Annotated in this window: 10 protein-coding genes; all 10 read left to right on the forward strand. The window is 41.7% G+C overall.

The genetic code is table 11. The features are described from left to right. Positions 1-11 precede the first annotated feature (11 nt). The 10 genes from NBH15_RS14860 (at position 12) to NBH15_RS14905 (ending at position 12468) form a co-directional block, all read left to right on the forward strand. Positions 12-3737, forward strand: coding sequence for an MBG domain-containing protein (locus NBH15_RS14860; protein WP_250822959.1), 3726 nt, complete (start codon positions 12-14; stop codon positions 3735-3737). Positions 3738-3851: 114 nt separating this feature from the next. Further along, positions 3852-4154 (forward strand): HU family DNA-binding protein, encoded by a 303-nt coding sequence (locus tag NBH15_RS14865; RefSeq protein ID WP_287625789.1) that lies wholly within the window; start codon positions 3852-3854, stop codon positions 4152-4154. Positions 4155-4287: 133 nt separating this feature from the next. Further along, positions 4288-4626 carry a T9SS type A sorting domain-containing protein gene (locus NBH15_RS14870; RefSeq protein WP_250822961.1) on the forward strand — a complete coding sequence of 113 codons (339 nt, stop codon included), beginning with the start codon at positions 4288-4290 and terminating at the stop codon, positions 4624-4626. Positions 4627-4809: 183 nt separating this feature from the next. Continuing rightward, positions 4810-5706 carry a diaminopimelate dehydrogenase gene (locus NBH15_RS14875; protein ID WP_046145430.1) on the forward strand — a complete coding sequence of 299 codons (897 nt, stop codon included), beginning with the start codon at positions 4810-4812 and terminating at the stop codon, positions 5704-5706. Positions 5707-5784: 78 nt separating this feature from the next. Then, positions 5785-6633 (forward strand): prolipoprotein diacylglyceryl transferase, encoded by an 849-nt coding sequence (gene lgt / locus NBH15_RS14880; protein WP_250822962.1) that lies wholly within the window; start codon positions 5785-5787, stop codon positions 6631-6633. Positions 6634-6643: 10 nt separating this feature from the next. Beyond that, on the forward strand, positions 6644-7840 hold the full coding sequence (locus tag NBH15_RS14885; protein ID WP_250822963.1) for an FprA family A-type flavoprotein: 1197 nt from the start codon (positions 6644-6646) through the stop codon (positions 7838-7840). Positions 7841-7992: 152 nt separating this feature from the next. Then, on the forward strand, positions 7993-8805 hold the full coding sequence (gene nagB / locus NBH15_RS14890; protein WP_048315180.1) for a glucosamine-6-phosphate deaminase: 813 nt from the start codon (positions 7993-7995) through the stop codon (positions 8803-8805). Between the two features lie 178 nt (positions 8806-8983). Beyond that, positions 8984-10588, forward strand: coding sequence for a hypothetical protein (locus NBH15_RS14895; RefSeq protein ID WP_250822964.1), 1605 nt, complete (start codon positions 8984-8986; stop codon positions 10586-10588). A gap of 138 nt (positions 10589-10726) precedes the next feature. Continuing rightward, positions 10727-11329, forward strand: a complete 603-nt coding sequence (locus tag NBH15_RS14900) for a porin family protein (RefSeq protein ID WP_128134798.1) — start codon at positions 10727-10729, stop codon at positions 11327-11329. A 95-nt stretch (positions 11330-11424) separates the two neighbouring features. Further along, positions 11425-12468, forward strand: coding sequence for an alpha-L-fucosidase (locus tag NBH15_RS14905; protein WP_250822965.1), 1044 nt, complete (start codon positions 11425-11427; stop codon positions 12466-12468). Positions 12469-12514: the final 46 nt, after the last annotated feature.

The raw sequence follows: 12514 nt of genomic DNA on the forward strand, positions 1-12514 counted from the left end.
ATAAATTTAGTATGATAAAGAATATTAAATCAATAATAACATCAGGAAAGCAGCTCATACTGCTTTCCCTGATACTTGTTTCAGGAGGTAGTGTGGTACATGCACAAGAGGCAACTGTTGTTCCGGATACGGTGTATGTGAGCTTTACGAATTCAGGGGCATTGCCTTCGATGGTTTATGGAACGGCATTCGAGGATTACATGGCGGTAAGCACATTTAATGAAACATCTTTGAAGTGCATGTGGGCACCGGCTGGGAATACCGGTAGTCATCAGTTGATGGGGAATTACCAAAATAAATTTAAGAGTGGCAAATCTTTTAAGGATATTATGAAATTTTCCGCCACTCCGACTGTTAAGGATGGGGTGAAATTACAATTGGTAGAAACTGCTTTGCAAGATGCTTTGGATTGTTATCGGTCGGTTACGGAGCTTTATGGATCTCCTGTTGTATATAAGTTAAGCAAAGAGGCTACGGCTACTTTGGAACGTACTATTCCGGTAACACGGGCTGAATTGACTATCACCCCGCATGATACTGTTCGTTTCTACGGAGATCCCAATCCTGTTTATTCATTGGCAGACTTTACGATTGAAGGTTTAGCTGCCGGTGATGATGCTGCTACTATTTTCGCAGGTGAAAACGAGTTGGCTGTTACATTTGGAGGTGACGTGAATACTGCTGCCGGTCAGGAAGTTTATGTAACATTGGCAGCCGGTACTGTAGATAATTATTCTTGGAAACAAAAGCAGGCGAAGATGGCAATCAAGAAAGCTCTGCTGTCATTGGCATTGCCGGATAGCAGTCGTTTGTATGACGATAAGAATATCGCTAAAATCAAAGGTGAAGAACTGTTGGTTACATCCGGGACATTGAAGAATGATCAAACATTAAGTGATTTGTTTTTCTCTGATGAATTGAATGTTATTCATACCGCAGTTTCTGCCGGACTAGGAAAAGTAAAGAGTGATGTCGGTACATACAGCTATCAATTGGCAACCCAAGCTGATACTGCCAAGGTTAATTGGCGTTTGGCTAACTATGACGTGCAAGCGATAGCCCCCGCCAACTATGTAGTCGAAAAGGATACGATTACCGTAACTGTATTCCCTTCTGATGCTCAGGTTGAAATAGAAGGAAAGAAAGTGAGCGTAATGCAAAAAGTTTATGGTGAGAAGAATCCTGATGGTTACTTTTGGTTGACAAAACGTAAAGAATCAGCTGGTTCTTCTTCTCCTTCTTACACATTCACCACGGCTGCACCTGTTGCAAAAGATTATATTTCTGCTGAAAATGAGGCTGACAAAGGTTTCACGGTTGCTCCGGTTGTATCCTATCTGGATTATGAAGGCAATGCTGTAACGGAAAAGACCGATGTGAACCTGAAACGTGAAAAACCGAATCAGATAGAGGACAGTCTGTATGTTGCCAAGGTCGGTAATGCAGATAAGATTTCTTCCAAAAACTATGCCTTTAAGGTCGTTGACGGCACATTGAAGATCAATCAGCGTCCGTTGGACTTCCAGAAAGTGGTAGTAGATCGCATTTACGGAGAAACAAAGCAAGACACAACCTGGACTTTTGAAGCAAACAATGCTGAAAAGCAACGTGGTTTGGCTAGTTTCGATGCTGCATATCAGATATCGACCAATAAGAAAGCTTTCGAGCTGATTGATGTAATGCCACAGTTGGTTATCAAAAAACAGGCTGCCGACAGTACATTGTGTGCTGGTAGTTATATCGATACGTTACAGATTAAGCTGGTGACTGTGGATAACACCGTTACTCCGAAGTTTAAAGCAATGGATCGTAATTACAGTCTTAAGTATTCGTTATTGACTGATAATGCTAAAACGAACGACAGTATTCGTCTGGAAGTGGCCAAGGCTGACTTGAAGATCAAACTGGGTACAATTCAACGTACGTTCGGTGCGGCAGTGCCTGACTTTAATGATGTGGAAATTCAGAAAGAGTTTATCACTTATACCGGTTTCAAACTGGATGAGTCAGCTAAGAACTTGGATTTGGTTGCGACCGTTGCTGAAGGCAATCGTATCAAGAATCTGGAAATAGCCGATCAGCCGAGCGTATTACCGGTAGGCATTTACGAATTGACAGGCATCCGTGATATCAATAAGGAAAATACCAACTATGCGATCACAATTGAAGGGAAAGCTTTATATCAAGTAATTCCGGATAATTCTTTGGTCTTGGAATGGAACCCGTTGACCGTCGACCTGATTGTAGGCGATAAAATCAAGCTGGATGCAAAAGTGAAGAAGGATCAGAATATAATAGCTGAGGGTACTCAGATAGATTTTGTATCATCCGATCCGGCAAAGATCCAAATTGAGAAAGTGGGTGATTATTGCTATCTGTCGGCCAAGGCATTAACTGATAATGAAGGTGTAACTATTACAGCCAGTTATCATGGTCTTGCCGGTTACGAAGAAGTAACGAAAACGGTGGCATACAAAGTGATTCGTTTGAAAAATGAGGCAGACTACAATGTCGTGTTAGGCGACATGAGCTTTGTTTATGATGGAAAAGCGAAAGAAGCAGATGTAAAAATTACCGATTTGGAAGGCTTGAAAGAATATCCTCATTATGTATTGTATAATGGAGATACTGATCTGCCTGTCAAAGCGGGTATTTACAATGTGTCGATCTATCTGGAAGAAGGGAAAGGTAACAGTAATTTGTTCATTCGTAAAGAAACGATGCAGATTAAGGCCGGTGAGGTAACGGTGACACCGAAAGATGTATCATTGGTTTATGGCACAGCAGTTCCTGAATCGTTCGAATATACAGTTAACGGATTTATTGGAAACGATAGCTTCAAGGCTGGTAAAGAACCGAAGGTAAAAGTTGCCGGTGAAATAACAGGTGTCGGAGAATATACGTTGTATGTAGAAGGCGGCGACCCGGGTGACAATTATGTATTGGTTACGAAAACGGGTATATTGACGGTCACAAAGTCCGGTTTAACCATTAAGGCAGATACGATCCGTTCGGTTTATGGCGAGGAGATACCGGAATTTACATTTACCGTTACCGATCCTGACGGAAAGAAGGTTGATCCTGAAACATTGAATGACATCTACACCATAAAAACAGAAGTGGAACCGGAAGATGCCGGAGAATATGACCTGCTGATTGATTGTGTAGGTGTAGGTGAAGGAGATTATGATGTTGTTATGATACCTGCAAAATTGTATATAGAGAAAGCAGATGCCGGTTTAATCTGGGATATCGATGGAACGACTATGGCTGGAGGCGACAGTATTCTATTGACAGCCGAAGCTGTTTCGCCTGCAACAATCGCTTACACAATGCAGTATGATACGGTAGCAAGCGTGAAGGCTGTAGAAGAAGGCGCCTGGATTACCGGTAAGCATCAAGGTGTAACAAAACTGTACATTTCGATACCGGAAGAGAAGAACTATCTGGCTGCTAACGATTCTGTAACATTCAACGTAACATCGACTGTCGCCAACGAAAGCATCGCTCTGCAAAATGTAGGATTGTATCCGACATTTGTTGAAAACGAAACGTCTGTAACATCCGACAGTCCGGTGGTCATGATCCGTGTATTCGATGCTTCTGGCCGTTTGGTTAAGTCGATCGAAAAACCGGAGTCGTTGATCAACCTGAGTGAATTGAGCAAAGGTTACCATCTGGTACAGATCGTACTTGAAAGCGGTGAAGTGAAAACAGTACGTATTATGAAAAAGTAAATAATCCGATATTCTGTAATTAAGGAATATATTTAGAGGTTAATTAGTAGAAGGGATGTTCTGCGGAGATAGCTATCTTTTGTAGAACATCTCTTTTGAAAAATAGAATCTATAATAAAATATACGGAAAATATGGTAAAGAGAGAGTTGATTAAAGAAATATCCGAACGTATGTCTATAACCCAGGTAGAAGCAAAACAATTTGTAAAAGTATTTCAAGATATTTTGACGGAAGAGTTGCAACAGAATAGACCGTTGGAGTTGCAGGGATTTGGAACATTCACTTCCTGGAAACAAATCGGGCGTGCTGCCCGCAATCCGAAAACGGGGGTACCTTGTTGGATAGAGCCTCGTGTGAGTGCGAAATTCAGGCCTGGAAAATTTTTACTGGAAGCTTTGAATAAAGCGGATAAATAGAATTAAAATAATGAGAAAGAATCTACTTAAATTATCTGTTTTCATTTGATTGTCAACAACTATATGATTTACGGTTCTTTCGGTGCCCAATCCATTCCCAATGGAGATTTTTCGGCAGAGTGGGTAAAAAAAGATGAATGTTATTCTTTCTGCAGCTGATTATCGTGGCGACCGAAAGAAGATAAAGGAACATAATACTTTGTCGGTACAAAGTGTGGAACTGGTGTATAAAGATCCGGTATCGACAGAAAAGATTAATCTGTTATCCGATCGTTTTTCCGTTATCGACAAAATACTGTATCTTGATGGGAGTTATGGGAATCTAGCTGTCTATACAATGGAGGGAAGGCTGGTTTATAGTTCTGTCCGACCGGAAAAAATAACTACTTTCTCTTTTCTCTCCGCAGGGGTTTATCTGTTGAGAATTGAAGGGGAACAAGGAATAGAAACGCAAAAGTTTCAGATTTGTTAAAAATGTAATCTGTTTTTATATTATTATAAAAAGGTTGCAGCTCGGGTTTCGTGGATTGTATGTAAATACATCTATGAGATTCGAGTTTGATTTGTTTGTAATAAGGATTTCTTAATAATGTACGGATGGATTTTCGGCAATTATAATTAACTTTGCGGTTGGTTGAAAAGTAAAAACTAAAGTATGAAGAAAATTAGAGCCGCCATCGTTGGTTATGGCAACATTGGAAAGTATGTGTTAGAGGCCCTGGAAGCCGCTCCAGATTTTGAAGTGGCAGGTGTTGTACGTCGTAATCCGAATGACGTACCGGACGAACTGAAAGCTTATACTGTGACAGACAGTATCACCAAGTTAGATAAAGTAGACGTTGCCGTTCTTGCAACTCCTACCCGCAGCGTTGAAACGTACGCAAAAGAAATTCTTTCATTAGGTATCAATACGGTAGATAGCTTCGATATCCACGGAGGTATCGTAGACCTGCGCCGTTCGCTGGATGCAGTAGCCAAAGCGCATAATACGGTTGCCGTTATTTCTGCCGGATGGGATCCGGGAAGCGACTCTGTTGTTCGCGCCCTGCTGGAAGCAATGGTGCCGAAAGGTATCACTTATACGAACTTCGGTCCGGGGATGAGTATGGGACATACGGTCGCCGTGAAAGCGATCGAAGGTGTGAAAGCTGCTTTGTCCATGACTATTCCGATGGGAACAGGCGTTCACCGCCGTATGGTATATATCGAAGTAAAAGACGGTTACGATTTCAAGCAGGTAGCTGCCGCGATCAAGGCTGACGATTATTTCGCACACGACGAAACACACGTAATGCAGGTGGAATGCGTTGACAACCTGCTGGATATGGGACACGGTGTGAACCTGGTCCGCAAAGGTGTATCAGGCAAGACTCAGAACCAGTTGGTTGAATTCGACATGAAGATCAACAACCCGGCTCTTACTGCCCAGATCCTGGTAGCCGTTGCCCGCGCAAGCTTCAAACAGCAGCCGGGTGCTTACACCATGATCGAATTGCCGGTGATCGATATGATCTGCGGTGATAGAGAAGACTTGATTAAAAGACTGGTTTAATAAATTGAAAATTGAGAATTGAAAATCAGGTCCCGCCCTGTTCTCAATTTTCAATTTTTAATTTTCAATTATAAAATTATGCTCGATTTTATTACCTGGACGGCTGACCCCGCCATCTTTTCCATAGGTTCACGCGAAATTCGCTGGTACGGACTTGCTTTTGCTATCGGTTTCTGGATTGGTTATTCCATTGTAAGCCGTATGTGGAAAAATGAAAAACTTCCTCCTGCATGGATCGATTCCCTGCTGATTTATACCATGGTGGGTACTGTAGTCGGCGCCCGTCTGGGACATTGCCTCTTTTATGATCCCGGATATTATCTGGCTAATCCGATAGAGATTCTCAAAGTTTGGGAAGGCGGGCTGGCAAGCCATGGCGGTACGCTGGGTATCGTTATTGCCATCTATTTTTATTCCAGACGCATCACGCATAAAAGCATGCTTTGGACATTCGATAAACTGGTTGTTCCGACCGGACTGGTCGCAGCTATGATCCGTTTGGGAAACCTGATGAACCATGAGATATACGGTTATCCGACCGATCTTCCGTGGGGTTTCCGTTTCATCGAGAACCTGCATGCCTGGAAAATGGGAGCAGAGCCGATCTTTACCGTTCCCAGCCATCCGACACAGCTGTACGAGGCATTATGCTACCTGGTTACATTCGGTATATGCATGTGGCTTTACTTTATCAAAAAGGAGTGGAAGCGGGAAGGTCTTATTTTCGGGGTCTTTATGATTTGTATATTCGGCTCGCGTATCTTTATCGAATTCCTGAAAAATAATCAGGAAGCGTTTGAAGATAGCATGGTCCTGAATATGGGCCAGTGGCTCAGTATTCCGTTCGTGCTGGCAGGTTGCTGGTTTGTATGGAGGGCGCTTACAAGGAAGCCGAATAACTATGAAGAGCTAAAAATAAAAAAGTAAAAAGTATAAAATGTACAAATTAAAAGAAATAGCAGATAAGGTATATTATGTAGGAGTAAACGACCGTCAGAAGGCCCTCTTCGAAAATATGTGGCCGCTTCCGTACGGCGTTTCTTATAATTCGTATTTGATCGTAGACGAAAAGACTGTATTGATCGATACAGTAGACGTTTGCTATTCTGATATCTTTTTGAAAAAAATAGCGGATGCGCTGGACGGACGTACGCTCGATTATCTGGTCGTGAACCATATGGAACCCGACCATGCCGGCAGTATCCGCCTGTTGCGCCAGCAATATCCTGATGTGCAGATCATCGGTAACAAGCAGACATTCGGTATGCTGGACGGCTATCATAATATAACGACCGGGCTTTACGAAGTGAAAGAAGGCGATACGCTGAACATCGGCCGTCACCAATTATCTTTCTATATGGCTCCGATGGTGCACTGGCCGGAGGTAATGGTGACTTACGATTCTACGGATAAGCTGTTGTTCTCTGCCGATGCTTTCGGAACCTACGGAACGTTGGATGGCGGTGTGATCGATGAGGAAATGAATGTAGATCATTTCTGGGAAGAGATGGTCCGTTATTATTCCAATATCGTTGGGAAATACGGTAATCCGGTACAGCGTGCATTGCAAAAATTGTCTGCCCTGGAGATCAATACGATCTGTTCGACACATGGTCCGGTATGGCGCAAATATGCTCACAAGGCAATTGAAATATATGACCGTCTGAGCCGTTATGAAGGGGAGGATGGTGTTGTCGTTATTTATGGCAGCATGTATGGAAATACGGAGCAGATGGCGGAAGCGATCGCTTCTTCTTTGTCGGCAAACGGTGTAAAGAACATTGTGTTGCATAATGTCAGCAAGAGTCCGGCTTCGTATGTCCTGAAAGATGTATTCAAATACAAAGGCGTCATTATCGGCAGTCCGACTTATTCGAACAGTCTGTTCCCGGAAGTGGAAGCCATCCTGAGCAAGATCGAGATGCGCGAAGTGAAAAACCGCCTGTATGGCTATTTCGGCTCGTTCACTTGGGCGGGTGCGGCAGTGAAACGCCTGACTGCTTTCGGAGAAAAGATGAAATGGGAAACCGTTGGTACTCCTGTGGAGCAAAAACAAGGTCTGAAAGCCGATAAGTATGAAGAATGCTGGGCTTTGGGAGAAGCAATGGCTAACAAATTGAAAATTGAGAATTGAGAATTGAAAATTTGAAAGGATCGGTTTTCGTAATGTTGAGAATATTATTAACGAAAGATCTAATTAATAAACACTGAAGATTGTCTGTTGATATTGGAAGTTCCTGTAATTTTCAATTTTCAATTCTCAATTTTCAATTAACAAAACACGTTATGAGACTAATTATTGAACCAGATTACGAGCAACTCTCGAAGTGGGCTGCCAACTATGTAGCTGCGAAGATTAAGAAAGCGAATCCGACAGCTGAAAAGCCATTTGTTCTGGGCCTGCCTACCGGATCATCTCCGCTGGGTATGTACAAGAACCTGATTGAACTGAACAAGCAAGGTGTCATTTCCTTCCAGAATATCATCACTTTCAACATGGATGAATATGTAGGATTGCCGAAAGATCATCCTGAAAGCTATCATTCATTCATGTGGAATAACTTTTTCAGCCATGTAGACATCAAGCCGGAGAATGTAAATATCCTGAACGGTAACGCACCTGACCTGGAAGCTGAATGTGCTGCTTATGAAGCAAAGATGAAAGCGGTAGGCGGTGTAGACCTGTTCCTGGGCGGTATCGGTCCTGACGGCCATATCGCGTTCAACGAACCGGGTTCTTCATTGGCTTCACGTACACGTGTTAAGTCACTGACTACAGATACGATCATCGCTAACTCACGTTTCTTCGACAACGATGTAAACAAGGTTCCGAAGACTTCTGTAACAGTTGGTGTCGGTACGGTATTGGATGCGAAAGAAGTGCTGATCATGGTAAACGGTCACAACAAGGCTCGTGCTTTGCAGCAGGCTGTTGAAGGCTCGATCAACCAGATGTGGACAATCACTGCTTTGCAGATGCATCCGAAAGGTATCATCGTAGCTGACGAAGCTGCTTGTGCTGAAATAAAAGTAGGTACATACAACTACTTTAAAGATATCGAAAAAGATAATCTTTGTCCTTGCAGCTTGCTGAAATAAGATTCAGATCTTATTTTACTGAGAAAACAAAAAACCGGAAGGGAGTACCTTCCGGTTTTTTGTTTTTGTATGTGTTAATTCTCTTTTGATTAACAATAGTTTTAGGGTAAATACGTTTATACAATTGTTCCGCTTAGGGAACTAGCTAGTATTTATTAATTAAACTCAGGATTGTATCATGAAGAGCTTGTTGTATTTATTCGTTTGTTTGTTGATTTCAGGACCGTCTATTTATGCTCAGAGTCAGGTTATGGTGGGATTAACAACGGAAGGAAAGGAGTTGAAGGCCCGTAGTTTTGAATTTGACGGGAGGATACGGGATTATAAGATGGATACAACTGGTACTTTTTTTATGGTGAAAATAGGGCATCTGACCAAAAACGAACAATCTTATAAGAATAAAGGTGAACTGGTTGTTATTGATTTTCCAGCAGGAAAGGAGTTGTGGAAAAGAAAGATGAATTATATGACAGATCAGTTTGCATTGCTTCCCGAAGGTGTTTTATTTAATTCGAAAGGTGTGAAAAGTTCTTTGCTGGATTTGCAGACAGGGGTATCGAAATGGAATAAAAAAATCCTACCTTATATATTGGATCGTGAGGACAATAAATTGTGGGCTTACAAAAACGGGTTTTCGAAAAAACTGGAATGTTATGAGATGAATTCCGGAGAACTTTTGTGGACTCGGGAAGTTCCCCATACGTATGGCTGGAATTATCACGGACTGGTTGATGATTCGACAAGGCTGATCGTTTCTGACGGGATGCACCTGGTTAATATTAATAATGGATCAGGAGAGAGTTATCCGATGATAACCGGAACAACGAATTATACGGGAGCGGTGGCATTGGGTGCTTTGGGTGTACTGACCGGCGTTTTAACTGGCTTTAGTGCAGTCCCGATTGGTGCTGGAGTTAATGCGGTCGTAGAACTGACTTCGAATGTGTTGAGAGATGATACCTTATTTTATTTTGCCAACCGCACACAATTACTTTGTCTGGATAACCGGCTGAAAATGAAATGGGGATATCCCCTTCCGGAAGATCTGACATCCCACTCGCAACTGTTTGATTATGGTGAGAGGTTGTATATGATCAATTATGGATCAGGCTATCGTACTAACTTGCGAGATTTACCTTCTGTATATGAAAAAAAGATGATGGAAGTCAATATCGGAAGACCTTTCATTGCCTGCTTCGATAAAAATACCGGGAAAAATATATATCTGAATCAACTGACAAAGAAAAAAGACAGGATTGAAGACGCTTGTCTGAAAGGGGAGCGGAATACATTATATTTATTGTTTGATGATGGAATCTCCTTTTGCCAGTTATCCGATAGTTCGGAAATAGAAGTTTCGTCCTGGGATGAGAAAAACAACGGAAAATTACAGGGGTTTGTGTACAATTCGTTTTATATGGAAAATGCAGATAGTATTTCTTTTAACCGGATCACACCGTCCGATTCTGCATCATGCTTCGTTTATAATGATCGGTATGAGATTTTAGAGATTGATGAGCAGATGGAGGTTATTCGCACTTATCAGCCTGAAAGTTTGTTTTTTTCGGATCTGAACTGGGATGGTTATTCTATTATCAGCCGGGGAAGAGCTCAATATCTGATTGATTTCAATAGAAAGAAAATAGCGGAATTATATATTCCGTTCGATTTGTTTGTGATAAAGGATAGAGTGTTTACGTTGAATGAAGAAAGAACTAAACTTCTGGAAATAAGCTTGAAAGAGTTATTCCCCGAGCGGATTATTGAAGATCCGGTAATATAATAAGTGAAAATGTTTGTAATTTAATTTTAGTATTTATCTTTGGTCTGTGTTTATGAGTGAAAACAGACATTGTAGGAGGAGAATCGCTTATGTTTATTGAGATAGAATTTGTGTTTAATATCTAAAACAATTTGTAGTATGAAAAAGATTGCATGTTTATTACTTCTTTTCGTGGCATTTCAGGTGAGTGCACAAGAATTTCATTTTATCCCGAAGATCGGTTTGAATTTTGCTAATATGACAAATTTTGAAGGGAGTATGAAGCCTGGATTAAATATCGGGGTGGCCGGTGAAGTTATGATGACCGACCATTTTGCTATCGAGCCGGGATTGTTTTATTCGATGCAAGGGGCGAAGAACGATCAGTTAGCAGATCTGAAGGTTAAGAATGATTATCTGAATATCCCTATCCTTTTCAAAGGTTATGTTTACGAGGGTTTCAATTTATTTGCCGGACCTCAGTTGGGATTCAAAGTTTCTTCAAAAGTGAAAATTTCCAGTTCGGGTACGTCTGTTTCGACAAGTGAGCTGAGTGATGCTTTTAAATCCGTAGACTTTGCTCTTGTGATAGGAGCGGGTTACCAATCCTCTATGGGGTTATTGTTTTCGTTGAGCTATAATATCGGTTTGGCAAATATACTTGATGCAGATAAATTGGCGTCTATGTCAGGCGTGAGCGAAGTAAAAGGTGAAAAGTGTCGTAACGGTGTCCTCCAGTTTAACGTTGGCTGGCGCTTCTAACTAATTTATGCCGGATTTTGCAAACTTTAGGTCGAAGTCCGGCTATTATTATATGTAAAAGATCTATTATTTTTGTGGTAATAAATACTATTGCCATGAAATATTCTTTTGTAACGATTTTATTTTTAGCCTTGTCCTTACAATTAGGCTATGGGCAGAATCAGATTTTGCCTGTCCCGTCTAACCAGCCCAGTCCGGCACAACAGAAACAGATTGCTCGGAAGTATGGGATGTTTATTCATTTTGGTATTAATACATTCCATGATCAGGAATGGACGGATGGCTCAAAGCCGGCTTCTTCTTATTGCCCTACAGCTATCGATGCCGATCAATGGATCAAAACAGCTAAAGATGCCGGCATGAAATATGTCATATTGGTAGCCAAACATCATGAAGGCTTCTGTCTTTGGGATAGCAAATATACCGAATATGATGTGGCTAATTCGAGGAATAAAACGAACGTGATAGAAGAGGTAGCCAAGGCTTGTAAAAAATATGATATAGGCCTGGGCTTGTATTATTCATTGTGGGACCGTAAGGTGAATGCAGATGTAAAGGATAAAAGTCTGGATGCAGCCTACAACGAATATATGATTAAACAACTGAATGAGCTGATCGATATTGTACAGGCATATACTCATATCGTCGAGTTCTGGTTTGACGGGGGATGGGAGAAAGAACATGAGCGCTGGCCTGCAAAAGAGATATATCAGACAATCAAATCAAGGGAACCGGAATGTCAGATCGGTATAAACTGGACAATCGGCCTGCCTGAAAATCCGGATGCTCATCCCGTATTACCGGAAAATCAGAAAGAAGGTTATCCGATCCGTTATTTCCCGAGTGACTTCCGTTTGGGTGATCCGTACCTGCCCGCCGATAATGACCCGAAACTCTTCTCGCATGACGGCAAATTATATTATATGCCATGGGAATCTACTATCTGTATAAGTGAGCGTTGGTTCTATAATACTACAGATAAAAAGTATAAGACAGTAGAAGAATTAGCCGGTTTGTACCACCAGTGTACAAAGAACGACAATATCCTGATCCTGAACTGCCCGCCCAACCGGGAAGGAAAGATACGGGATGCCGATGTTACATTGTTAAAGGAACTACGGAAAAAGATTACACAGTGATGGGGATATGAATGGTGGTAATTGGTTATCACAGGAATGAATGCCC

Origin of the sequence: Parabacteroides caeci, from assembly GCF_023656795.1 — a bacterium.
In the GTDB taxonomy this organism is placed as follows: Bacteria; Bacteroidota; Bacteroidia; order Bacteroidales; family Tannerellaceae; genus Parabacteroides; species Parabacteroides segnis.

Coding starts and splice junctions, on each gene's coding strand:
- lgt (WP_250822962.1), top strand. CDS start 5,785: ATGCTCGATTTTATTACCTGGACGGCTGACCCCGCCATCTTTTCCATA.
- NBH15_RS14900 (WP_128134798.1), top strand. CDS start 10,727: ATGAAAAAGATTGCATGTTTATTACTTCTTTTCGTGGCATTTCAGGTG.
- nagB (WP_048315180.1), top strand. CDS start 7,993: ATGAGACTAATTATTGAACCAGATTACGAGCAACTCTCGAAGTGGGCT.
- NBH15_RS14885 (WP_250822963.1), top strand. CDS start 6,644: ATGTACAAATTAAAAGAAATAGCAGATAAGGTATATTATGTAGGAGTA.
- NBH15_RS14860 (WP_250822959.1), top strand. CDS start 12: ATGATAAAGAATATTAAATCAATAATAACATCAGGAAAGCAGCTCATA.
- NBH15_RS14895 (WP_250822964.1), top strand. CDS start 8,984: ATGAAGAGCTTGTTGTATTTATTCGTTTGTTTGTTGATTTCAGGACCG.
- NBH15_RS14870 (WP_250822961.1), top strand. CDS start 4,288: ATGAATGTTATTCTTTCTGCAGCTGATTATCGTGGCGACCGAAAGAAG.
- NBH15_RS14875 (WP_046145430.1), top strand. CDS start 4,810: ATGAAGAAAATTAGAGCCGCCATCGTTGGTTATGGCAACATTGGAAAG.
- NBH15_RS14905 (WP_250822965.1), top strand. CDS start 11,425: ATGAAATATTCTTTTGTAACGATTTTATTTTTAGCCTTGTCCTTACAA.